Origin of the sequence: Methylobacterium aquaticum, assembly GCF_016804325.1 — a bacterium.
Taxonomy (GTDB): Bacteria; Pseudomonadota; Alphaproteobacteria; order Rhizobiales; family Beijerinckiaceae; genus Methylobacterium; species Methylobacterium aquaticum_C.
In genome coordinates this window covers 3830059-3854067 of record NZ_CP043627.1, presented here as the reverse complement: position 1 = coordinate 3854067, position 24009 = coordinate 3830059, and the positions used below count along the sequence as shown (strand labels likewise).

The window sequence follows — 24009 nt, the reverse complement described above, 5'->3', positions numbered from 1 at the left end:
GGAGGGCGCCATGCCGGTCTACGAGGTCTTCGCGTTGCGCTACGCGACGCACCAGCGCCCGGCCTCGGCGAACCTCCTCTATCCGCCGGAGGGCGGGGACCCGCATGACGGGCCGATGCCGATCGACTACTTCGTCTGGGTGATCCGCGACGCGGAGCGCGTGGTCCTGGTCGATACCGGCTTCGACTGGCCCGCCTGCGCCGCCTACGGCCGGACCATGGTGCGCCACCCCCTGGAGGGGCTGCGGCGTCTCGGCGTCGATCCGTCCGAGGTGCGCGACGTGATCGTCACGCATCTGCATTACGACCATGCCGGCAACCTGCCGGCCTTCCCGAATGCGACGTTCCATCTCCAGGATGCCGAGATGGCCTACGCGACGGGGCGCTGCATGTGTCATGCGCGCCTGCGCGGCGCCTTCGCGGTGGAGGATGTCTGCGCCATGGTGCGCAAGGTCTACGAGGGCCGGGTCGCCTTCGTGGACGGGGACGGCGAGGTCGCCCCGGGCATCACGGTCCACGCGGTGCCGGGGCACACGCGCGGGCTGCAATGCGTGCGGGTCGAGACCGAGCGCGGGCCGGTCGTCCTGGCTTCGGACGCGGCGCATTTCTACGCCAACCTCGCCCAGCAGAACCCCTTCCCGATCGTGGTCGACGTCGCCGCGATGATGGAGAGCTGGCGCCGGCTCGCCCGGCTCGCGGGCGACCCGGAGCGGATCGTGCCCGGTCACGACCCGCTGGTCATGGCGCGTTATCCTCGGCATCCGGACATGGAGATCGAGGCGGTGCTGCTGCATCGTTCGCCGACGGGGTCGGCCTCGTGATCGGCGAGACCGTCGGGGAAAAGAAGAGGCGCGGGGGTTCCCCATCTCCCCACCCGCGCAGGGCTGTCCGGATACGGAAACGGCGCGGGTCAACCCTTCCCCGTAGAGGGCAGGGCCATCCGGGGAAAAGAATGGCGCGGGAACCCTCCTCTCCCCGCGGGCGGGGAGAGGCCTGAGCTCCGAAGGGGCTCAGGAAGCCCGAAGGGCGAGGGTGAGGGGTGTTTCCGAAGGAGCCTCATCCGGAAACACCCCCTCACCCTCGCTCCGGCCATAGCCTGCGCTCCTTTCGCCCCAACAAGGGGGTCTCCCCTCTCCCCGCCCGCGGCAGGGCTGTCCGGGGAAAGATTGAGGCGCGAGTTTCCCCCTCTCCCCGCGGGCGGGGAGAGGCCTTCACCCCCCTCGTCGGGGGTGAAGGGAGCCCGCAGGGCGAGGGTGAGGGGGTGTCTCAGAATGAGGCTCTTCCGGAACCTCCCCCTCACCCTCGCTCCGGCTTTCGCCTCCGCTCACTTCATCGACGACAAGGTCGATGAAGTCCTCTCCCCGCCCGCGGGGAGAGGGGGATTTCCCCCGCCTCTTCTTTTCCCCGGACAGCCCTGCGCCCGCGGGGAGAGGGGAGACCCCGCGCCACAACTTTCCCCGGACAGACCTGCGCAGAGGGGGAGGGGGAAAGCCCGCGCTTTGTCCTTTCTCCCCGCAGCCCTGTGTGATGCGCCGGGTGCCTCCGTCACCCCTCCATGGCGATCAGCGCCGCGTCGCCGCCTGCCGCCGCGGTGTTGATCGTCACCGTCTGCTCGGTGGCGAAGCGGGTGAGGTAGTGCGGACCGCCGGCCTTCGGGCCGGTGCCCGACAGGCCGTGGCCGCCGAAGGGCTGCACGCCGACCACCGCGCCGATCATGTTGCGGTTGACGTAGACGTTGCCGGTGGAGAGCCGCGACACCACCCGCTCCACCGTGGCGTCGATGCGCGAATGCACGCCGAGCGTCAGGCCGTAGCCGCTGGCCTCGATTCCATCGAGCACCCGGTCGAGATCGGCGGCGTGATAGCGGGCGACATGCAGGATCGGCCCGAACACTTCCTCCGTCAGGGCTTCCGGGCCGGCGATCTCGTAGATCTGCGGCGCCACGAAATGGCCCTCGCCCGGCACCTCGCCGACGTAATGCGCCTTGGCGGAGCGGCGCAGGGCGGCGCCGTGGCGGTCGAGGCGGGCGCGGGCCTCCGCGTCGATCACCGGGCCGACATGGGTGGCGGGGTCGCGGGGATCGCCGAGGCGCAGTTCGCGGGCGGCGCCCGCCACCATGCCGATCACCTTGTCGGCCACGTCCTCCTGCACCAGCAGCAGGCGGAGTGCCGAGCAGCGCTGGCCGGCGGAGCGGAAGGCGGACATCACCACGTCGTCGGCGACCTGCTCAGGCAACGCCGTGGCGTCGACCAGCATCGCGTTGATGCCGCCGGTCTCGGCGATCAGCGGCACGATCGGGCCGTCCTTGGCGGCGAGCGCCCGGTTGATGTGGCGCGCCACCTCGGTCGAGCCGGTGAAGACCACCCCGGCCACGTCGCGATGCGCCACCAGAGCCGCGCCGACCGCGCCGTCGCCCGGCACGAGGTGGAGCGCCGATGGGGCGATGCCGGCCCGGTGCATGAGGCGCACGGCCTCGGCCGCCACCAGAGGGGTCTGCTCGGCGGGCTTGGCCACCACGGCGTTGCCGGCCATCAAGGCTGCGGCGACCTGGCCGACGAAGATCGCGAGCGGGAAGTTCCACGGCGAGATCGCCACGAAGACGCCGCGGCTGCGCAAGGAGAGCCGGTTGCTCTCGCCGGTCGGGCCCGGCAGGGCCAGCGAAGCGTCGAAGAGCTTGCGCCCTTGCGCGGCGTAGTAGCGGCAGAAATCCACCGCCTCGCGCAGCTCCGCCACCGCATCGTCGAGGGTCTTGCCGGCCTCCGCCTGGAGCAGGTGGATCAGGCGACCCGTCGAGGCTTCCATCGCGTCGGCGGCCCGCTCCAGGGCGGCGGCGCGCTGCTCCGCGGGAACCTTGCCCCAGGCGATCGCGCCCTTGCGGGCGGCGCGCATCGCGAAGGCCGCAGTTTCCGGGGAGGCCTCGGTGACGGTGCCGACGATCGTGCGGGCGTCGTTCGGGCTCAGCACGTCGCGCGGCGTGCCGGCTTGCGCGGCGCCGTCGATCATCGGCGCCGCCTCGGCGGGACCGCGGGCGGCGGCGACCGCATCCGTCAGACGTTCCAGGGCCGCCCGGTCGCCGAACTCCACTCCGGCGGAGTTGACCCGCTCCGGCGCGAACATCTCGGCGGGACGGCGCAGCTTGGCGTGCCGGGCGCGGTCGGGATTGCCGACGCTCTCGGCGGGGCGGCGCAGCAGGCTCTCCACCGGCACCGCCGGGTCGGCGGCCTGCGAGACGAAGGAGGAATTGGCACCGTTCTCGAGCAGCCGCCGCACCAGGTAGGCCAGCAGGTCGCGGTGGCCGCCGACCGGCGCATAGGTGCGGCAGGCCGCCCCCGGCACGGCGGCCAGCAGGCGCGCGTAGAGCGCCTCGCCCATGCCGTGCAGTCGCTGGAACTCGTAGGTGCCGGCTTGCGGCCCCGCCCGCTCGACGATGGCCGCGACGGTGAGCGCGTTGTGGGTGGCGAATTGTGGGAAGAGCCGCGGCCGGTGGGCCAGCATCCGCTCGGCCGCCGCAAGATAGCTGAGATCGGTCATGCTCTTGCGGGTGAAGACGGGATAGTCGGGCAGGCCCCGCTCCTGGGCTCGCTTCACCTCGGTGTCCCAGTAGGCACCCTTGACGAGGCGGACCATCAGCCGCCGGTCGAGGCGGGCGGCGAGGTCCGCGACATGGTCGATCACCTGGAGGCAGCGCTTCTGGTAGGCCTGGACCGCGAGGCCGAACCCGTCCCAACCCGCGAGCGAGGGGTCGCCAAGCACGGCGGCGATCACGTCGAGGGAGAGCTCCAGCCGGTCCGCCTCCTCGGCATCGACCGTGAAGTTGAGGTCGTAGCTCCTGGCGGCCTGGGCGAGGCTCAGGAGCACGGGGACCAGCTCCGCCATCACCCGGTCGCGGCCGACCGCCTCGTAGCGTGGATGCAACGCCGAGAGCTTGACCGAGATGCCCGGCCGGTCCGGCAGCGGCTTGTTGCCGGCGGCCCGCCCGATCGCCTCGATGGCGGCGGCATAAGAAGCCGCGTAGGCCCGCGCATCCTCGGCCGTGCGGGCGCCCTCGCCGAGCATGTCGAAGGAATAGCGGTAGAGCCGGCCCTGGCCGCTCGCCGAGCGCTTGAGCGCCGCCTCGATCGTCTCGCCGAGCACGAAATGCCCGCCCATCACCCGCATCGCCTGGCGGGCGGCCTGGCGCACGGCCGGCAGACCGAGACGCTTGGCGAGGCCGGCGAGGATGCCTTCGGGCGTGTCGCCGGGCTGGATGATCCGGGCCGAGAGGCCGAGCGCCCAGGCCGAGGAGCGCACGAGAAGCGCCTCCGAGCGGGTGGCGTGCTGCTCGAACCCGCCGAAGCGCAGCTTGTCCTCGATCAGGCGGTCCGCGGTGGCGGCGTCCGGCACCCGCAGCAGGGCTTCCGCCAGCACCATCAGCGCCAGGCCCTCCTTGGTGGAGAGCGAGTATTCGCGCAGCATCGCCTCGACGCCGCCGAGGCCCCCGGTCTCCTGCCGGATGGCGCCGACGAGATCGCGGGCCAGCGCGTCGACCTTGGCCTCGCGCTCCGGCGGCAGGCTCGCCCGTTCCAGGAACAGGCGGGCGAGGGCGGCATCGTCGGCGGCGTAGGGGGCGTGGAAGACGGGGAGCGGGGCGGGCATCGGGGCGGGTCCGGGGCTGTGCGACGATCCTCAGCGTATTTCGCCTTTCGCCGCGCTTCGATGGCGCATATCGCAGGTTGGCCGCAGGATCGGCGGCGGAACCGGGGCTTGGTAGAGAGAATGACGGACGGGCTCGACCGGGTCGACCGGCAGATCCTGAAGATCCTTCAACGGGAGGGGCGCATCCCGAACGTGGAGCTGGCCGAGCGGGTCGGGCTGTCGCCCACCGCCACCGGCGAGCGGCTGCGCCGGCTGCAGAAGGACGGGGTGATCACCGGCTTCGGCGCGCGGCTCGACCCGCATCTCCTGGGGCTCAGCCTGCTGGTCTTCGTGGAAGTCTCGCTCGACAAGACCACGCCCGACGCCTTCGCGCGCTTCGCCGCCGCCGTGCGCCGCGCGCCGGAGGTGCTGGAATGCCACATGGTCGGGGGCGGGTTCGACTACCTGGTCAAGGCCCGGGTCGCCGACATGCCGGCCTATCGTCGCTTCCTCGGCGAGGGCCTGCTGTCGCTGCCGGGGGTCAACAACACCCGCACCTACGCGGTGATGGAAGAGGTGAAGAGCGACGGGATGCTGCCGCTTTAATCCCTCACCTCATGCGTCCAGCGCATGATTTCCCTGCGACATAACGGAGCTTTGCAGCGGTTGCGGAGTTGGCAGAAGGCGCAACGTGTCGCAGTCTCGCATTCACCAAGCCGCCGCAGAGCGGTTCGACGAGAACGGAGGTACGCCGATGGTCAATCCGAACCGCCTCGTGAAATCCGCCTGGATCGCCGCCGAAGTCTCGCGCGAGAAAGCCGAGAAGGTCCTGGTCGTGGAAGCTTATATTGCGGTCTCACCGCTGGAGAGCGGCTACGACGCCGAGCGCTACGGCCGGCTGGTCGAGGATGTGCGCCGCATCCTGGCCGACAATCCCGATATCGACCGGGCCTCGATCCTGAGCGTCCACCGCGAGTCGCGCTGCGCGGCGTTGTTCCGCCGGGGCGCTTGCGAGGAGGAGCGGCGGCCCGAGCTGGTGGCGTGATTATATTTATGGCCTCAGGGTCCGCTCGTATCCCGCTGCCGACCTGACATCCACAGGGTCATTCCGGGGCCGCGTAGCGGAGCCCGGAATCCAGACACGCGGGTCTTGGAGAACAAGACGACACCTGATCCGCTTCATTCTCAACCATCCGCGGCTCTGGATTCCGGGCTCCGCTGCGCGGCCCCGGAATGACGCGGAGGGTTCGAATGTCGTGTAGGGATCAAACCCTGCTCGATCACCCGAACAGGGTTCGAAACAGGGCGGAGTCCTAGAAGGAACCCCGCCCTCGATCCCTCACAGCCCCTCGAACAAGGCCGACGAGATGTAGCGCTCGGCAAACGAGCAGGCGACCGTCACGATGCGCTTGCCCTTGAACTCGGGCCGGGCCGCGATCTCGAGGGCTGCCGCGACGTTGCCGCCGGTCGAGATGCCGCCGGGGATGCCCTCGATCCGGGCGAGCAGGCGGGCGGTGTCGAAGGCGGTCTGGTTGGAGACCGTCACCACCTCGTCGATCACGCCGCGATCGAGCACGCCCGGCACGAAGCCGGCGCCGATGCCCTGGATCTTGTGCGGGCCGGGCTGGCCGCCGGACAGGACCGGGGAATCCTCCGGCTCGACGGCGACGACGCGAAGCGACGGCAGGCGCTGCTTGATCACCTGGCCGACGCCCGTGATGGTGCCGCCGGTGCCGACCCCCGCCACGAAGGCGTCGAGCTGGCCGTTCGTGTCGGCCCAGATCTCCTCCGCGGTGGTCTTGCGGTGGATCTCGGGGTTGGCCGGGTTGTTGAACTGCTGGGGCATGATCGCGCCCGGGATCTCCTTCAGGAGTTCCTCGGCCTTGGCGATGGCGCCCTTCATGCCCTGCGGGCCGGGGGTCAGGGCGAGTTCGGCGCCGAGATAGGCCAGCATCTTGCGCCGCTCGAGCGACATCGTCTCGGGCATGACCAGGATCAGCCGGTAGCCGCGGGCGGCGGCCACGAAGGCGAGCGCGATGCCGGTATTGCCCGAGGTCGGCTCCACCAGGGTGCCGCCCGGCTTCAGCATGCCGGAGGCCTCCATGGCGTCGATCATGTTGACGCCGATGCGGTCCTTCACCGAGGCGATCGGGTTGAAGAATTCGAGCTTCAGCAGGATCTCGGCGTCGATCCCGCGCTCCTTGGCGAGGCGGTTGAGGCGCACCAGCGGGGTGTTGCCGATGGTCTCGGTGATCGACTCGTAGACCCGGCCATGGCCGATCCGGCGGCCGGTTTCCGAAGTGGCGGTGGCGTCGGCCATGGTGTCTCTCCCTCGAGGATGCGTCGTCCGCCGCACGCGTAGCGGAAATCCGGCCTGCCGTCGAGGTATGCCGATTTATACAGTTTTGATCTGTGAAATAGGGGTTTGGCTCGGTGTTCCAGCTGCCACCGGAGCAATGTTAGCGCTTGGCGGTGGCGCGGCATCGCTACCGGCCCGCGACAAGGCGGCCACAAGGGCAATCCCACCGCGCTCGCCAGGAGCGTAACCTTGGGAGAGAGTGTCGCTTCGGCAAGTCCCCCGCCCACAAGTCCCCCGCCGGCAAGTCCCCCCACCGGCACGTCTTGACGGGGGGACCGCCGAACCGGCCGCCCGACACCGTCCGAGAGAGCCGCATGTCCGAGATCCTGCACCGCACCCCGCCCGACCCCGCTCCCCTCGACGGGACGACCCGGGCGCAGGTCCCGAAAGGCGGGCCGCACCGGGTGGTGATCGTCGGCGGCGGCTTCGGCGGCCTCACCACGGCGCGGGGTCTCGGCGGGGCCGAGGGGATCGAGGTCACGCTGATCGACCGGCGCAACCACCACCTGTTCCAGCCGCTGCTGTATCAGGTCGCGACCGCGGTGATCGCGCCGGGCGAGATCGCCGAGCCGATCCGGGCGATCCTGCGCTGGGACCGCAACGTCCGCGTGCTGATGGGCGAGGTCGTGGGCGTCGACGCAGAAGGACGCGCGGTGCGGCTCCGCGACGGCACCCGCATCCCCTACGACACGCTGGTGCTGGCGACCGGCGCCACCCACAGCTATTTCGGCCATCCGGAATGGGAGCGCTTCGCGCCGGGCCTCAAGACCCTCGACGATGCCCGCCGGATCCGCGCCCGGGTGCTCCTGGCCTTCGAGGCGGCGGAGCGCGAGGACGACCCGGTCGCGCGGGACCGGCTGTTGACCTTCGCGGTGATCGGCGGCGGGCCGACCGGGGTCGAGATGGCCGGCGCCATCGCGGGCCTCGCCCACCATGCCCTGTCGAAGGATTTCCGCCGCATCGACCCGAAGCAGGCCAAGATCCTGCTGATCGAGGCGGCGCCCCGGGTGCTCGGCACCTTCACCGAAGACCTCTCGGCCTATGCGAGGGAGGCGCTGGAACGCCTCGGCGTCACGGTGCTGACCGAGCACGCCGTCGAGGACGTGTCGGAGGAGGGCGTCACCGTGGCAGGCAAGCTGATCCCGGCCGCCACCATCGTCTGGGGCGCGGGCGTGCGCGCCTCGCCGGCGGGGGAATGGCTCGGGGTCGAGACCACCCGCACCGGCCACGTGCCGGTCGGGCCGGACCTCGCGGTGATCGGCCGTCCGGGGGTCTACGCGCTCGGCGACCTCGCCATGGCCAAGGCCGAGGACGGCAAGCCCCTGCCGGGCCTCGCCCAGGTGGCCGACCAGCAGGGGCGCTATCTCGGCCGGGCGCTGCGCGACCGCATCCTGCACGGCAAGGCATCCGAGCCGTTCCGCTTCCGCAGCCGCGGCAACCTGGCGATCATCGGGAAGAATTCCGGCGTGGTGCAGTGGGACCACGTCAAGCTCAAGGGCTTCCTGGCCTGGGTGGTCTGGGGCGTCGCCCACGTCTACCTGCTGGTCGGCTTCCACAACCGCCTCGTCGTCACGTTGCGCTGGCTCTGGGCCTATTTGAGCTTCCAGCGCGGCGCCCGCCTGATCTCCGAGCGCGACGAGGCCGTGATGGCGCTGATCCGCGGCACGCCGCCCGGGCGCATCCCCCCGCCCTGATCGTTCGGTTCTGCGGGCCTTTGCAGACCTGGACCGAGCCGGACGCATGGCGCCCGGCCTCCATCGTGCGACAAGGGGCGGGGCCTAACAACCAATGGGCCCCCGAGAACAAGATCCCGATGGCGCGAGGAAACATGCACAACAGCGAGGCGATCTGGCGGCACGTCGAGGAGCACGCTCCGGCCTTCGTCGCCCTGTCCGACCGGGTCTGGGAGATGCCGGAACTGAACTTCCAGGAGCTGCGCTCGGCGGCCGAGCACGCCGCGATGCTGCGCGCCCAGGGGTTCCGGGTGACGGAGGGGACCGGCGGCATCCCGACCGCGATGATGGGCGAGGCGGGGGAGGGCGGTCCGGTGATCGCGATCCTCGGCGAGTACGACGCCCTGCCGGGCCTGAGCCAGGAGGCCGGCGTCGCCGAGCACCGGCCCCGGCCGGGCGAGGGCGCCGGCCATGGTTGCGGCCACAACCTCCTCGGTGCCGGGGCACTCCTCGCCGCCACCGCGGTCAAGGACTGGCTCGCCGCGCAAGGGCTGCCGGGGCGCGTGCGCTATTACGGCTGCCCGGCCGAGGAAGGCGGCGCGGCCAAAACCTTCATGGTGCGCGACGGCGTCTTCTCCGACGTCGACGTGGCGATCACCTGGCATCCGGGGCCGTTCGTATCGATATGGGAGCCGGTCTCGCTGGCGATCCAGCTCCTCGACTTCACCTTTTCCGGCAAGGCCTCGCACGCGGCCGCCGCCCCGCATCTCGGCCGCTCGGCGCTCGACGCGGTCGAGCTGATGAATGTCGGCGTCAACTACATGCGCGAGCACATGCCGAGCGACGCGCGGGTGCATTACGCATATCTCGATGCCGGCGGCATCGCCCCGAACGTAGTCCAGGCCGGCGCCACCGTGCGCTACCTCGTGCGCGCCGCCGACCTGCCCGGCCTCCTCGACCTCGCGGCGCGGGTGGAGAGAATCGCGCAGGGCGCGGCTTTGATGACCGAGACCACGGTGACGAGCCGGGTGGTGAGCGCGATGTCGAACCTGCTGGCGAACCCGCCGCTGGAGCAGGCGCTCCACGCCAACCTGATGCGGCTCGGCCCGCCGCCCTTCGACGCCGAGGACCGCGCCTTCGCGGAACAGATCCGGGCGACGCTGACCCGTGAGGACATCGTCTCGGCCCATCGCCGCTTCGGCGTGCCGGTGACCGATGCCCCGCTCTGCGACACGGTCGTGCCCCTCGGCGCGGTGGGAGAGCGGATGATGGGCTCGACCGATGTCGGCGACGTGAGCTGGGCGGTGCCGACCGTGCAGGCCCGCGGCGCCACCTACGCCATCGGCACCCCCGGCCATTCCTGGCAGATGACCGCGCAGGGCAAGACCCCGGCGGCCCACAAGGGCATGGTCCACGTCGCCAAGGCGATGGCCGGCACGGCGGTGGACGTCCTGCGCGATCCCGGGTTGCTCGCCCGCGCCAAGGCCGACCATGCCGAGCGGCTGGCCCGCACGCCCTATGTCAGCCCGCTGCCGGCGGGGCTCGCCCCGCCGCTCGACATGGCAGGGTGAACCGGCGGTCTGGCCTCCCGGCGCCGGACCCGCGCCCGGCCCGGAGGCGATCCACGCGATCGTCCCCCGGGCCCCAGGATTCCGCCGGATTCATCAAATTCGAATGATTCGCATCACCAACCGACCAGACCTCCCCTCGTACTGACTCCTCGATGAAAGCGACCGCCCCACCAGGCGGCAACCGGCGCGAAGGCTGCGTCGCTCGTCGGAACGGAGCAGGTCATGATCGTCACGGGCGCGTCCCTCCTCGGGCAGATCCTCACGAACCGGACCTCGTCCGGTCTCGCCTCCGCCCAGGCCGCTCCCGTCCCGGCCGAGCCCGCCTCCGCGGCCCGGTCCGAACCGATCTCGACGCGGACCTCCGTGACGATGTCGCTCTCGACCCTCGACGCGTTGTTCGCGCTGAAGGCGTCGTCGCACGGCGCCGGGGCGGCGACCGGGACCCGGGCTCCCGCGGACGGCTCCGCGCCGATCGTCGCCCCGTCGGGCCTCGATGCCGGCCCGCCGCGACGGGACATGACCCTGGCGGGCGGCCGGACCGTCGTGGATCCCGACCTCGTTCGCCAGATCGCGGCTGCTCTCGAGAGCCGCAAGAGCATGGGGGCGGCGCAGGGGGCGCAGGCGTGAGCCGGGGCGCGGCAGGTTCCGGTGAGAGCCTGATGTTGCGGTGAAGGCGTGGCCTGAGATGTAGGCTCGACCAACTGCGCCGGTTGATCTGATGCAGAGGCCGACAACTCTCCACGTCATCCCGGGGCTCGACGAAGTCGAGAACCCGGGATCCATAACCGCTGAGATTTCAGGATGAAGCGGAAGGCCAGCCGTCTCGTTTACCACCGTCAGCGGTTATGGATCCCGGGTTCCGCTTTCGCGGCCCCGGGATGACATCGAGGGTTTCAAGTCGGTCGGATCACCCGAATGGGCTCTCGGGCTGCCTTTGCAACGCTCGAAGCTTCGTGACGCCTCGTCAGCTCACCAGATCGCCATGCTCGCGGTGGCGCCGCAACCACGACGCCGCATAGCCGCAGAGCGGCCGGATCCGCGCGCCCTCCGTCCGGGCGGCCGCGGCCACGCCCTGCATCAGCCGGTCGGCGGCGCCGGTGCCGCGCAGGCGCGGCGGCGCGTAGACATAGGCGATGACGAGGGTGCCGGGCTGGCGGCGGTAATCGGCATAGGCGACCTCGCCGTCGATCTCGAGCTCGAACCGGCTCCGCTCCGGGTTGTCGCGCAGGACGGCCTTCATGGGCGCCTTCGTGGTCGGCTGATCCGCATGGTCGGGCATGCGCAAGGACAAGGAGCGGGAGCCGGGGAGGTTCCGCTCCCGTCCCTCTGCCGCGCCTGACACGCGCCCTACGGTTCTCCCGGCAGGGCCGAGGCTTCCAGGCGCCGGGCGGTGCGGCCGAACAGGACCTCGCGCAGCCGCAAGGCGTCGCCCCGGCCCAGGACCGCCGCGAGGCGGCGGCGCAGGTCGGCGCAGGCAAGCGCCCGGGGCGGCGGAAGCGTCACACCGGTCGGCACGATCGGCGCCGGCCCGGCAAGGGCCCGGTCGAGGAGGGCACGCATCCGCGCGACACCGCCCGATCCGCGACGCGCCGGGAGGGCCTCGGCGGCGGCGAGGAGGTCGCCGTCCTGGCCGATGGCGCGGCACGTCTCCTCGCTTCCGCTCGCCGTCATCGCCTCGACGACGAGGCGGCCGAGGGCGGCGAGGGTCGCGTCGTCGGCGCCCGAAAACGCCGTCCGCAGCGCGTCCACCGCCTCGGACCGGATCAGGTCGAGGCCGTCGCTCTCGCTGCGTCCCTGCCGGTAGGCCTCGCGGTAGCGGGCGGCGATGCCGTCGAGCACCCCCGGCCGGCGCGCCGCGAAGGCGGCGAGGAGGTCGACGGCCCGCAGCGCCGCCGCGCGGGCGCCTGCCGGGGAATCGTCGTCGTCGAGGGTCGAATCCGGCAGGTCGCTCGGTCCCACCACCCGGGTGACGACCCCGGCGGCGCGCAGGCGGCCGGCATCGGGCATCCAGACGTCGCGGGAGGGCGTGGCGAGGGCCTGGTCGACGAAGGCGGGCTCCAGGCCGGCGGCGAGGTAGCGGCCGCGCTCGTCGCTGGCATCGACCGGGATCATCTGCCCGAACAAGCCGGGCTCGTAGGGGGCGTGGAAGCCGAGCCGACTGTCGCCGACGATGATGCGCTCGCGCCCGCGCACGAAGGCGAGGGTGCAGGCCGAGACGCAGTAATCCGGCACGTAGGTGGTCAATCCCCGCTCGGCGACGAGGTCGCCGATCGCCACCCCCTCGTCGACGAGGCCGCCGTCGCTGGTCAGGTGCAGCCGCGTCGCGCCGGGATGGGCGTCGAGCAGGGCACGCAGGCGCGCGGCGGTGCCGTCGTTGAGGTCGCCCCACAGGCGCACGTCCCGCCCGCCGGGGCCGAGGGTGACGCGGGCCGGCGGCCCGTCGGGGGTGGTGTCGAGAACGGCCTCGAGGTCGCGCGACAACCCGCCGAAGGCCGGGCTCCGGGTGCCCGCGACCCCGGCGAGTCCGAGGCACGCCAGCACGAACCCGACGCCGGCCCAATGCCGGCCCCGCCGCACATCCGTCGCTCCCATTCCGGTCCCCCACGCCTTGCCGGGCTCGGCCTCTTCGGGCTCAGACCCTGTCCTTGACCCCACTCAGCCACATCGCCGGGGCGATGCGAAGACGTTGAGGTACCCTCAAGGGTCAGCAAGATCCGGGCCGAACTGCGGCCGGAGCATGGTTCGTTTCGGCAATGGCGCGCGGGGCAGAAACAAGTCTCGGAGGAGGGGTGGCGCGGGAGAAACTTGCGCTCCGCCCCGCGCCACCATGTCGCGGCGGCGGGATTGCTCAATCCTTCGCCGGATCGTGGCCCCAGTTCATCAGGGAGTAGCGCCAGCGCGAGGTCTTCATGTCCTCCTTCGGCCCGCCCTGGGCGAGGTGGCGTTTGACGTAGGCGACGACCTTGCGCATGTCGGCATAGTCGTCGTCCGAGAGATCGGCCTTCTTGGTGTGCTTAATCTCGACGATCCGGCGCCCCTGGTGATGACCGACCGACTCGCCGCCCTTCGCGCTCTCCTTCTTGGTGCCGTCGCTCCAGCCGACCGATCGGCTCTCCTCGCTGTCGAGCCACTTCTCCAGTTCGGCCGGCGCCATGTTCACCGCCTCGCGGAAGGCCGCGTAGGTGTCCTCGTGGTCGCCGGCATCCGATTCGGCCTTCTTGCTCACGCGTCGTCTCCTCGGGTGATCGCACGTCGCGCATCAACGCCACGACGAGCCTCCCCGTTCGCCGCCCGGTGTGGATCGTCGGGAGACGGGAGGAAGGCCGAGCGGTAGGGTCGGGCACCCGTCCCATCCGGATTGCCTCCGCCCATGACCGAGACCGACGAACTGCTCTACGAGGTCGATGCCGAGGGCATCGCCCGCATCACCCTGAACCGGCCGCAGGCGCGCAACGCCCTGACCTTCGCGATGTACGAGCGCCTGCACGACCTTGGCCGGGCGATCGATGCCGATCCGGCGATCCGCGCGGTGGTGATCCAGGGCGCGGGCGGGCGCGCCTTCGCGGCCGGCACCGACATCGCGCAGTTCCGCGCCTTCTCCACGGCCGAGGACGCGCTCGCCTACGAGCGGTTCATGGACCGGGTGCTCGGCGCGCTCGAACGCTGCGCGAAGCCGACCATCGCGGCGATCGCCGGGGCCTGCACCGGGGGCGGCGCGGCCATCGCCGCATCCTGCGACCTGCGCATCGCCAGCCGGGACGCCCGCTTCGGCTTCCCGATCGCCCGCACCCTCGGCAATTGCCTGTCGGTCGCCAACCTGCGCCGGCTCTCGGCGCTCGTCGGCGCCGCCCGGGTCAAGGAGATGATCTTCACCGCCCGCCTGGTCGAGGCGGAGGAGGCGCGGGCGATCGGCCTGGTGAGCGAGGTGGTGGAGGATGCCGCCGCGTTGGCCGAGCGCGCGACCGAGCTGGCCCGCCTGGTCGCTGGCCACGCCCCGCTGACGCTGGCCGCCACCAAGGAGGGCCTGCGCCGGGTCCGCGACGAGGCGCCGTCAGAGGCCGGGGACGACCTCATCCTGCAATGCTACACCAGCGCCGACTTCCGCGAGGGGATGGAGGCCTTCCTGGGCAAGCGCCCGCCGCGCTGGCAGGGACGGTGAGCGGTCGCGTCGCGGATCGGGGCGAGATGCCTCGGCAGGCTCGGCTTGGCCGACCGCCCTTCCCGGACGCGACCTCATTCAGAGGTGCGGGCGTTCGGGACGCGGGCACAGAGCCCGCTGGCGTGATCCGACCGGGCTGAAGCCCTCGATGTCATCCCGGGGCCGCATAGCGGAACCCGGGATCCATAATGTCCGAGAGTTCAGGATGCGGTGGGGCGCGGCCCGCCGGGTTCTCGGCTGTCAGCATGTATGGATCCCGGGTTCTCGTCTTCGACGAGCCCCGGGATGACGAACGGAGATGTCGGCGTCGTCCTGTTTCGGCAACGGTGCGGGCTCAGAGCCTGCTTGAGTGGATCGTTCTGACCAACGCTGAAAGGGATCATGGGGTATCCTATCCTTCCACCTCATCCTGAGGTGCTGCGAAGCAGCCTCGAAGGAGGGCTCCAGAAGCCTCGGCGATCCCTGGAGCCCTCCTTCGAGGCTCACTTCGTTCGCACCTTAGGATGAGGTCAGAGGATGAGACGATCCCGCCTCACTCAATGTTTTATGAAAATCCTAACCCAGGCCAGGCGCTCGAAGGAACGGCAATCGTCCGCCCGCATGAGAGGAGCGGCAAACGAACTGCATCCGCAGGGAAAATCGACGAATAGTCGATGTCGGAGAAGCCTGTTCGACTTTGAATATCGGTGCCGAGACTGAATTTTCCCTCTCGCGATCTCGGGATGAGATCGCGAACGGGATTGCACGCCCGAAACGAACACGGCCTGAAAAGGACAACGCCGACGACGCAGGACGTCATCGGCGCAAGCCGGCATGGAGGCGCCGGATCCGGGGCGCGCCGCCTCTCGCGGCGCGGCGCGGTCAGTGGATCGGCTGGTCCTTGCGCTCGGTCTGGGCGAGCGTCGCCTCGTAGCTCTCGGCCTGTGCACGGGTCAGGCCGCTGACGAGTACCAGCGCGCCGCGATAGACCGTGTAGGTGCCGTCCTGGGTGGGCTTGACGCGAATGATCTGAGGCATGCGCTGGCTCCCTTGCGCGAATCACGACTGATTTTCTTGGATTTGAACGTGACGTTAACGACTCGGTGGGGCCGCGCAAGAGGGGTTACCGCGAAACCGCCGGATTCCCGACACGTTCTTGACCAAAGTACAGTCGGCCGGGGCGGGTGCCGCCCGCCAGGGCGAAGGCGCTGCCGGTCGAGGCGAGGGCGCCGCGCCGTTCTCGCATCCCGCGCGGGGCCCGGTCGGACCGCTCGGGGAACCTGATGATGGGCCGGCCCGAGATCGGGGCCGGCTCAGCGTTTCGACGGATCATACCGCGGAAACGACGGGGAGGTCCCGGCGTCAGGACGGCGAGCGGACGCTCGTGAGGTGGATCTTCGGCCCTTGCAGCGTCGGCGCGCTCTGGGCGGAGGGAGCCAGGGTCGGGGCGTGGCCGGGCAGGGTCCACCAGCCGACGGCCGAATGCACCGCCAGCGTGAGGCACAACAGGACCAGCATCGACACGGCTTGGCGGGCCATGCCCGGCGCCGCCGGGGGCTGTGAGGATTCGCGCTGCGGGCCCGCGGCGCGATCCAGGGGCTCGGGCTCCAGCGGGAGCATCGTGTCATAAGGACCGACGGGCTGGCCGGTCGGGCGGTGGAAGGGTCCAATGCTGAACATCGGCGTCTCCTGTCGAGGCCCCTGCGACGGAGGGCTATCGGAACCGCCCAAAGTTAACAATTACTGAACAAGATGCCAGCCCCGATCACGAACCCGTGAACGAGGCGCTTGTACACCGGCCGTTCAGGTTCGCGGCCAGGATGGCGCCGACACCGCCGGCGCTCAAGGCCGCTCTTCGGAGCAAGGCCGCTCTTCGGAGGAGGCGAACAGTGCCGGGTGTCGCAGGCGCAGGGTCTGGACCAGGCACAGCGTCTTCATGTCGGCGACCTCGCCCCGCTCGGCCATGGCGGCGAGATCCGGCAGCGCCACCTCCACGACCTCGATGCTCTCGTGTTCCTCCGCCAGGCCGCCCCCGGCGCCCTCGCGGTCGGCGGCCCGGTAGGGGGCGAGGAACAGGTCCATCCGCTCGGTCGAGAGGCCCGGCAGCGACCAGACCCGCCCGGCGGGTTCGAGGGTCGAGAGTCGCAGGCCCACCTCTTCGAAGGCCTCGCGCCGGGCGCAGGTGCCCGCATCTTCCTCCTCGCGCAGGCCTGCCGGCGCCTCCAGCACCGAAGCGGTGCCGTCGACGAAGCAGGGCGGCGTGCGGAACTGCCGCACCAGCAGGGCGACCCGGCGCTCGGGATCGTAGGGCAGCACCGCCACGGCGGGTCCGTGATCCTCGACCTCGCGGCCGATCCGGCTGCCGTCCGGCATCCGCACCTCCGCGACGAGGTAGCGCGCCCAGCCCTCGTAGACGGTGCGGGTGCCCATGATCCGCGGCGGGGTCTCGTCTCGGCTCACGCGGCGCTCTCCTCGGTCTCGTCGGGTGCGGCGGCGCGGCGGATCTCGAAGGTCAGGATGCCGTCGTGGCGCAGCATCCGCTCAAGGTGGTCCCCGCGCTCGCGCAGCAGATTGGGGATGTCGATGGCGGCCATCGGGTCGGTGCACCGCACCGAGAGGCCCTCGCCGGGTGCCAGGCCGCGCAGGGCCTTGGCGGTGCGCAGGACGGGCAAGGGGCATTTGAGCCCGCTCAGATCGAGATCCGGCAGGTCCGGATACGGCAGGTCCGGATTCGGATGATCCAGATCGCGCCGGTCGAGGTCTCGGTGTCGCATGGCCGTCCGTGCCGCTGGTCGCACGACCGGTTGAGCATATCCGGCGCGAACGAGAAAGCCCGGCGCGGGGGCATCCCGCGCCGGGCTTCCGTGACTTCAGCCCGTACGGCCGATCAGTAGCCGTAGCCGTAATAGCCGCCGTAGGACGGGTAGCTGTAGCCGTAGGACGGGTAGCTGTAGCCGTAGCCGTAGCCGCCGACCGGGGCGTAGCCGCCGCCGTAATAGCCACCATAGGCCGGGTAGCCGCCGTAGCCGTAGCCGTAGGACGAGGCCGAGCCGGCCGCGAGCGCGCCGCCGATGATGCCGAGCGCTGCGCCGGCCGCCAGAGCGCCGCCGGCACCGATGCCGCGGCGGTAGCCGTAGCCGCGGTAGCCGCCGCGGTACCCGCCGTAATAGCCGCCGCCGCGCCAGCGCACCTGATCGACGGTCGCGCCCGAGCCGGCGATGGCGGCAGAGGTGGCCGCCGGCAGCGGCGCAGCCTGGGCGCCGACGGTGCCGGCGGTCAGGGCAGCGGCGGCGCCGGCCGCGAGGGCGAGGGTCGTGAAGCGAGACATGCTGGATCTCTCCGAGGGGTCTGAGGAACGTGCCCCGATGGCCTCAAGAACACCCAAGGGGCGGCCTGTGTTCCAAGATCCGGCGCGAATTGACCAACCGTCAATCGGTAGCGGCTACGCTTGTGCTGCGGGTGCGCCATGTCGCACCCGGCGCGATTGCAAGGTTCCGACGGGATAAGCTTGAGCGTTCGCCGGATCGCTGCGGCCGTCACTGGCTTGACTGTGGGGCGAGCGGACGTCGTCGGGTCCTGCTCGACCGCATTGACACCCTCGATGTCATCCCGGGGCCGCGCAGCGGAACCCGGGATCCATAACCGCTGACGGTGCAGGACGATGCGGAACGGACTACACCTCGTTCTTCGATGTCGCGGTTATGGATCCCGGGTTCTCGACTTCGTCGAGCCCCAGGATGACGCCGAGTGACAGCAGCGTCTGCGCCAAGTCACCGACGCCAAGCCACCGGCTGGTCGAATCAAACACGCCTCAGAACACGCAAGTCCCGAAGGCCGGATCGACCGAGCGGTTCCATGGCCCGTCATAGAGCGCCAGCAGGTCCTCGGCCCGGCTGCGCGAGGCGGCGATGGCCTGGAGCGGGGCGAGGTAGAGCGTCTCGTCGCGGCCTTGCGCGTCGCGGCGCGCCCGTGCCTTCAGGCCGGCTTCCGCCAGCGCCAGCGCGTCGCGGGCGAGCTCGCGCAAGGGGCGCTTGCCGGCCGGGGCGTCGAGGCCGAGCCGCGGCACCTCGGCCCGCATCGTCTCGCGTTCCTCCGCCGTCAGCTCGCGCACCAGCTGCCAGGCGCCGTCGAGGGCGCCGGCATCGTAGTACAGCCCGGCCCAGAACGCGGCTTGCGCGGCGATCATGTTGGCGTCGCCGACATCGGCGCCGCGCATCTCGAGGAAGCGCTTCAGGCGCACCTCGGGGAAGGCGGTCGAGGCGTGGTTGGCCCAGTCGGAGACGGTGGCGCGCTCGCCCGGCAGGGCCGCAAGCCGCCCATCCATCAGGTCGCGGAACGAGGCGCCGGAGACGTCGTGGTAGGTCTCGCCGCGCTTCACGAAGTACATCGGCATGTCGAGGAGCCAGTCCGCATAGGCCTCGTAGCCGAACCCTTCGTCGAAGGCGAAGGGCAGCATGCCGGTGCGGTCGCGGTCGGTGTCGCGCCAGATCTCGGAGCGGCGCGACAGGAAGCCGTTCGGCTTGCCATCGGTGAAGGGCGAGTTGGCAAACAAGGCGGTCGCCACCGGCTGCAGGGCCAGCCCGACCCGCATCTTCGTCACCATGTCGGCCTCGGACGCGAAGTCGAGGTTCACCTGCACGGTGGCGGTGCGCAGCATCATGTCGAGGCCCAAGGACCCGACCTTGGGCATGTAGCCCTTCATGATGCGATAGCGGCTCTTCGGCATCACGGGAGTTTCCTCTCGTGTCCATTTCGGGCTCATGCCGAGGGTGAGGAAGCCGATGCCGAGGGGATCGGCGGCCTGTCGCACCGCGTCGAGGTGCTGGCTCAGCTCGTGGGCGGTGGCATGCACGTCGGGCAGCGGCGCGCCCGAGAGCTCGAACTGGCCGCCGGGCTCGAGCGAGATCGCGCCCCCGCCCTCGACCGCGGACAGGCCGATCACCTTGCCCGCATCCTCGATCGTCTCCCAGCCGGTGATCGCCCGCAGGCCGTCCAGCAGGGCCTCGATCCCACGCTCGCCCTCGTAGGGCACCGGCGAGAGGTCGGCGCGGTAGAACGGGACCTTCTCATGCTCGGTGCCGATGGCGAAGGCGTCCTGCGGCTTCTCGCCGGCCGCGAACCACTCGATCAGCTCGGACCGCGCGCTGAGCGGGGTCGCGTCGGACACGTCGCGCGCCATGCGCCACCTCGTGCTTGAAAGCGAAAAACGATGACTCCCGGCGGGCCGGCGGCCCACCGTCAAGGTTGCGCCTAAATAGGCCGCGGACGACCGAGCCGCAACGCGGCCGCGACACACCCCCGCGAGCCATGCTTCCCGGACCTGTCAACCAACCGTTCATCATAGCGGCCGGATCCGGCGCCAACCCCCTTTGACATGGAACAAAACAGGAACGAACATCCGGACATCGCAAGGGGACAGACCATGAACATACGCAAGATCCTCATCGCTGTCACGGAGGTCGCCTCGATGGGCCTGCTCACCGGCGCGATCGCCTTGTGGGCGGTGGCTCTGTCGCCGATGCACTGACGGACCGGCGTGGCCCTGCGGTCACGTCCAGGACGGTTCCGGAGATTCGGCGGTGAATCCCCATCGATTTTCGGACGGGTGATGCGCGCCGGGTCGTGACTCTCCGGGTCTCTGCGGGAATCTTAGCCCGCTCGGTAGGAGTGAGTCGCCTTGCAGATCCTGAAGCCCGTCGGCTACGTCCACCTGCACGTCCACTCCTCGTACTCGCTGCTCGAGGGCGCGCTGAAGATCGGCGACCTTGTGAAGGCCGCGGGCGCCGACCGGCAGCCCGCCCTGGCGCTCACCGACACCAACAACCTGTTCGGCGCGCTCGAATTCTCCGAGAAGGCGGCCGGGTCGGGCATCCAGCCGATCGCCGGGATGCAGCTCAGCGTGGCGTTCGAGGCGCCGGAGGCGAACGCCAAGCTGAACGCCTCCCACCCGCACATCGTGGTGCTGGCCAAGGACGAGACCGGCTACGGCCACCTGCTGCGGCTCGCAAGCCGCGCCTATTTCGACAACCATCTCGGCGAGGTGCCCCGCGTCTCGGCCCAGGCGCTCAAGGACTGCGCCGGCGGCCTGATCGCGCTCACCGGCGGCATGGGCGGCCCGGTCGATGCGGCCTTGCGGGCGAACCGCCCCGAACTGGCGCTGGCCCGGTTGGAGGCCCTGAAATCGGCCTTCGGCGAGGACCACCTCTATGTCGAGCTGCAGCGCCACGGCCTCGCTGACGAGCGCGCCGTCGAGGGCGAGCTGATTCGCCTCGCCGACAAGCACGGCCTGTCCCTCGTGGCGACGAACGAGCCCTATTTCGCCAAGCCCGAGGATTACGAGGCCCACGACGCGCTGCTGGCCGTCGCCGAAGGACGGCTGGTCTCCGACGACAAGCGCCGGCGCCTGACCCCGCGCCACGCCTTCAAGACCCGGGCCGAGATGGCCGAGCTGTTTCGCGACCTGCCCGACGCGCTCCAGGCGACCGTCGAGATCGCGATGCGCTGCGCCTACCGGGTGCGCACCCGCAAGCCCATCCTGCCGAGCTTCGGCGCGCCGAGCCTGACGACGCCTTCACAAGGAACGCCCGAGGGTGCTGCCCTCCAGGCGCAGGTCGCCGCCGCCACGACGGCCGTCGCCAAGGAGATCGCCCCCGACGAGGCCGCCGAATTGCGCCGCCAGGCCGAGGAAGGCCTGACCGAGCGCCTGCGCCAGCACGGCCCGGCCGAGGGGCTGACGGAGAAGGATTACCGCGACCGGCTCGAATACGAGATCCGCGTCATCACCAACATGAAGTTCCCGGGCTACTTCCTGATCGTCTCGGACTTCATCAAGTGGGCCAAGGAGCACGACATCCCGGTCGGGCCGGGCCGCGGCTCGGGCGCCGGCTCGCTCGTCGCGTGGTCGCTCCTCATCACCGATCTCGACCCGATCCGCTTCGGCCTGCTGTTCGAGCGCTTCCTCAACCCCGAGCGCGTCTCGATGCCGGATTTCGACATCGATTTCTGCGTCGAGGGCCGCGAGCGGGTGATCCGCTACGTGCAGGAGCGCTACGGCGAGGAGCAGGTCGGCCAGATCATCACCTTCGGGACGCTGCTCGCCCGCGGCGTGCTGCGCGATGTCGGCCGGGTGCTGGAGATGCCCTACGGCCAGGTCGACAAGCTGACGAAGCTGGTGCCGCAGAACCCGGCCAACCCCGTGACGCTGGCGCAGGCCATCGAGGGCGAGCCGAAGCTCCAGAGCGCGATCGAGGAGGAGCCGGTCGTCGCGCGCCTGATGAGCATCGCCAAGAAGCTCGAGGGCCTGCACCGCCACGCCTCGACCCACGCCGCCGGCGTGGTGATCGGCGACCGGCCGCTGGAAGAGCTGGTGCCGCTCTACCGCGATCCGAAGACCGGGATGCGGGTGACCCAGTTCAACATGAAGTGGGTCGAGCAGGCGGGGCTGGTGAAGTTCGACTTCCTCGGCCTCAAGACCCTGACGGTGCTCCGCGCCGCGACCGACCTGCTGAAGCTGCGCGGAATCGAGGTCGACCTGCCCTCGCTGCCGATCGACGACACCCTCACCTACGAGCGCCTGAGGAAGGGCGAGACGGTCGGGGTGTTTCAGGTGGAATCGGCCGGCATGCGCAAGGCGCTGGTCGAGATGAGCGCCGACCGGTTCGAGGACATCATCGCGCTGGTGGCGCTCTACCGCCCGGGCCCGATGGCCAACATCCCGGTCTATTGCGAGCGCAAGCTCGGCCGCGACGCCGGCAACGAGAAGAACTGGTACCCGCACGAGAAGCTGGAGCCGATCCTCGCCGAGACGTTCGGCATCATCGTCTACCAGGAACAGGTGATGGAGGTGGCCAAGGTCCTGGCCGGCTACTCGCTCGGCGACGCCGACCTCCTGCGCCGCGCCATGGGCAAGAAGATCAAGGCGGAGATGGACGCCCAGCGCGACCGCTTCGTGAAGGGCGCGGTCGAGCGCGGCCTCGACAAGGGCAAAGCCAACGAGATCTTCGACCTGCTGGCCAAGTTCGCCGATTACGGCTTCAACAAGTCGCACGCCGCGGCCTACGCGCTGATCACCTACCAGACCGCCTATCTCAAGGCGAACTTTCCCGTCGAGTTCATGGCCGCCTCGATGTCGCTCGACATCGACAACACCGACAAGCTCGCCGAACTGCGTCAGGACGCGCAGCGCCTCGGCATCAAGGTCGAGCCGCCGAACGTGAACCGCTCCGGCGTCACCTTCGAGGTGCATGACGGCGCGATCCGCTACGCGCTCGCCGCCATCAAGGGCGTCGGCCGCGCCGCCGTCGAGGCGATCGTGCAGGCCCGCGGCGACACACCGTTCCGCGATCTCGGCGACTTCGCCCGGCGCCTCAACCCGAAGCAGGTCAACAAGCGCACGCTGGAAAACCTCGTCGCCGCCGGCGCCCTCGACGCGATCGAGCCCGACCGGGCCAAGGCTTTTGCCGCCGTCGAGCCGATGATGCGGCTCGCGCAAGGAGCCGCCGAGGCCGAGACCGTCGGCATGATGGACATGTTCGGCGGTGTCGCCGCCGCCGAGGTGAATTTGCGCATCCCGGCTTACGAGAACTGGCCGATGGCCGACCGGCTCAAGCGCGAATACGACGCGGTCGGCTTCTTCCTCTCCGGCCACCCGCTCGACGAGTACGGCGACCTCCTGCAAAAGCTCCGGGTGCAGACCTGGGCCGAGTTCTGCCGCTCGGTCCGCGCCGGCACCTCGACGGTCGGCCGCGTCGCGGCGAGCGTGCTCGACCGCGCCGAGCGCCGCACCAAGACCGGCAACAAGCTCGGCATCGTCACGCTCTCCGACCAGACCGGCCATTTCGAGGCGATCATCTTTTCCGAAGGCCTCTCGCATTACCGCGACATGCTGGAACCCGGCGCCGCCCTGGTGCTCCAGCTCCAGGCCAGCACCGAGGGCGAGGACGTCCGCGCCCGCATCCAGACCTGCGAACCCCTCGACCAAGCCGCCGCCCGCCATCAGAAGGGCATGCGCATCTACCTGCGCGACGAGCGCCCGATCTCCAGCGTGCAACAGCGGTTGCAGGTGAAAGGGGAGGGGGAGGTGTCGCTGATCCTGATCCTCGATGGGGGTGAGCGGGAGGTGGAGGTGAAGCTGGGGGGAAATATCAGGCGACGCCGCAGATTGCGGGGGCGCTCAGGGCGGTGCCGGGGGTGGTGCAGGTGGAGGTGAGTTAAGGGGCAAATCGCGCCGGCATGACTTCTTTCATTGCCGGCGCCATTTTAGCTAACACTCTCAATCTCTAATATAAAAACGTTTTCAGGAATATTTTTCGTGACCATAGCAAAATATGCAAGAGATTTAGGTATCGTCTCGGCGTTCCTGGATTGAAGAGAATCATCTTCAGTTTAAATTAATTTACTGTGAAATACGTTTTATCTTTTTTAACATTTCACTAAAATTGCAATCAAATTCATTTTTGGAGAGATATAAAGGAAAATATTTATATGACATCTAAATTTTTATTTATTGAACGACTCATGACTGCATCAATTATTATTTATAGTTGATTGACAATAAATAGCTGCGTCCATTAATTAATCATAATACCATCGCCATCATGGTAGTCTGAACTTCGCCATAAAGTCTTTGCGTTCTGCATTTGTTTCGGTAGTATGT

The 24009-nt window shown here is 69.8% G+C and carries 18 protein-coding genes and 1 pseudogene; 8 read left to right on the top strand and 11 right to left on the bottom strand.

All coding sequences use genetic code 11. The annotated features are described in order from the left end of the window. The first annotated feature begins 10 nt into the window (after positions 1-10). On the top strand, positions 11-820 hold the full coding sequence (locus F1D61_RS17490; protein ID WP_203152950.1) for an N-acyl homoserine lactonase family protein: 810 nt from the start codon (positions 11-13) through the stop codon (positions 818-820). 724 nt (positions 821-1544) lie between these two features. On the opposite strand, the gene putA is transcribed toward F1D61_RS17490, so the two are convergent. Then, positions 1545-4634, bottom strand: a complete 3090-nt coding sequence (putA, locus tag F1D61_RS17485; RefSeq protein WP_203152949.1) for a bifunctional proline dehydrogenase/L-glutamate gamma-semialdehyde dehydrogenase PutA — start codon at positions 4632-4634, stop codon at positions 1545-1547. Between the two features lie 120 nt (positions 4635-4754). Here putA and F1D61_RS17480 point away from each other — a divergent pair, with 120 nt between their 5' ends. Together F1D61_RS17480 and F1D61_RS17475 are read left to right on the top strand one after the other, a co-directional pair. Beyond that, on the top strand, positions 4755-5219 hold the full coding sequence (locus tag F1D61_RS17480; protein WP_203152948.1) for an Lrp/AsnC ligand binding domain-containing protein: 465 nt from the start codon (positions 4755-4757) through the stop codon (positions 5217-5219). 148 nt (positions 5220-5367) lie between these two features. Next, positions 5368-5658 carry a hypothetical protein gene (locus tag F1D61_RS17475; RefSeq protein WP_203152947.1) on the top strand — a complete coding sequence of 97 codons (291 nt, stop codon included), beginning with the start codon at positions 5368-5370 and terminating at the stop codon, positions 5656-5658. A 294-nt stretch (positions 5659-5952) separates the two neighbouring features. Here the strand turns inward: F1D61_RS17475 and cysK are convergent, their stop codons facing one another. Then, complete coding sequence (gene cysK, locus F1D61_RS17470) at positions 5953-6933, bottom strand: cysteine synthase A (RefSeq protein WP_203152946.1); 981 nt, start codon at positions 6931-6933, stop codon at positions 5953-5955. Positions 6934-7286: 353 nt separating this feature from the next. Between cysK and F1D61_RS17465 the strand changes: the two genes are divergently transcribed. The 3 genes from F1D61_RS17465 to F1D61_RS17455 all read left to right on the top strand — a co-directional run bounded on the left by F1D61_RS17465 (position 7287) and on the right by F1D61_RS17455 (position 10843). Continuing rightward, entirely contained in the window at positions 7287-8666 is a 1380-nt protein-coding gene (locus F1D61_RS17465; protein ID WP_203152945.1) for an NAD(P)/FAD-dependent oxidoreductase, read from the top strand. A gap of 134 nt (positions 8667-8800) precedes the next feature. Continuing rightward, positions 8801-10216: a M20 family metallopeptidase gene (locus F1D61_RS17460; RefSeq protein ID WP_203159126.1), complete on the top strand. Its 1416-nt coding sequence runs from the start codon at positions 8801-8803 to the stop codon at positions 10214-10216. A gap of 222 nt (positions 10217-10438) precedes the next feature. After that, complete coding sequence (locus F1D61_RS17455) at positions 10439-10843, top strand: hypothetical protein (protein WP_203152944.1); 405 nt, start codon at positions 10439-10441, stop codon at positions 10841-10843. A 337-nt stretch (positions 10844-11180) separates the two neighbouring features. Here the strand turns inward: F1D61_RS17455 and F1D61_RS17450 are convergent, their stop codons facing one another. From F1D61_RS17450 to F1D61_RS17440, 3 genes are all read right to left on the bottom strand, one after another. After that, a complete protein-coding gene (locus F1D61_RS17450; RefSeq protein WP_203152943.1) occupies positions 11181-11456 on the bottom strand; it encodes a GNAT family N-acetyltransferase in 276 nt (91 codons plus the stop codon). A 107-nt stretch (positions 11457-11563) separates the two neighbouring features. Beyond that, complete coding sequence (locus F1D61_RS17445; RefSeq protein WP_203152942.1) at positions 11564-12808, bottom strand: hypothetical protein; 1245 nt, start codon at positions 12806-12808, stop codon at positions 11564-11566. A gap of 256 nt (positions 12809-13064) precedes the next feature. Next, the gene (locus tag F1D61_RS17440) at positions 13065-13442 is read right to left on the bottom strand and encodes a DUF3140 domain-containing protein (RefSeq protein ID WP_432443147.1); all 378 of its coding nucleotides are present in this window, start codon (positions 13440-13442) and stop codon (positions 13065-13067) included. 144 nt (positions 13443-13586) lie between these two features. On the opposite strand from F1D61_RS17440, the gene F1D61_RS17435 reads away from it, so the two are divergent. Then, entirely contained in the window at positions 13587-14375 is a 789-nt protein-coding gene (locus F1D61_RS17435; protein WP_203152941.1) for an enoyl-CoA hydratase/isomerase family protein, read from the top strand. Between the two features lie 861 nt (positions 14376-15236). Here the strand turns inward: F1D61_RS17435 and F1D61_RS17430 are convergent. From F1D61_RS17430 to F1D61_RS17405, 6 genes are all read right to left on the bottom strand, one after another. Beyond that, a complete protein-coding gene (locus F1D61_RS17430) occupies positions 15237-15392 on the bottom strand; it encodes a hypothetical protein (RefSeq protein ID WP_203152940.1) in 156 nt (51 codons plus the stop codon). Between the two features lie 324 nt (positions 15393-15716). Next, a complete protein-coding gene (locus tag F1D61_RS17425) occupies positions 15717-16034 on the bottom strand; it encodes a hypothetical protein (protein ID WP_203152939.1) in 318 nt (105 codons plus the stop codon). Positions 16035-16196: 162 nt separating this feature from the next. Further along, positions 16197-16784, bottom strand: a complete 588-nt coding sequence (locus F1D61_RS17420; protein WP_203159124.1) for an NUDIX domain-containing protein — start codon at positions 16782-16784, stop codon at positions 16197-16199. A gap of 26 nt (positions 16785-16810) precedes the next feature. Continuing rightward, positions 16811-17128: a sulfurtransferase TusA family protein gene (locus F1D61_RS17415; RefSeq protein WP_203152938.1), complete on the bottom strand. Its 318-nt coding sequence runs from the start codon at positions 17126-17128 to the stop codon at positions 16811-16813. A 113-nt stretch (positions 17129-17241) separates the two neighbouring features. After that, complete coding sequence (locus F1D61_RS17410) at positions 17242-17682, bottom strand: hypothetical protein (RefSeq protein WP_203152937.1); 441 nt, start codon at positions 17680-17682, stop codon at positions 17242-17244. Between the two features lie 483 nt (positions 17683-18165). Beyond that, positions 18166-19533: a glutamate--cysteine ligase gene (locus tag F1D61_RS17405; RefSeq protein WP_203152936.1), complete on the bottom strand. Its 1368-nt coding sequence runs from the start codon at positions 19531-19533 to the stop codon at positions 18166-18168. Positions 19534-20031: 498 nt separating this feature from the next. Between F1D61_RS17405 and dnaE the strand changes: the two are divergent. Then, positions 20032-23567 (top strand): annotated as a pseudogene (gene dnaE, locus F1D61_RS17400) (DNA polymerase III subunit alpha). The last annotated feature ends 442 nt before the right edge of the window (positions 23568-24009 follow it).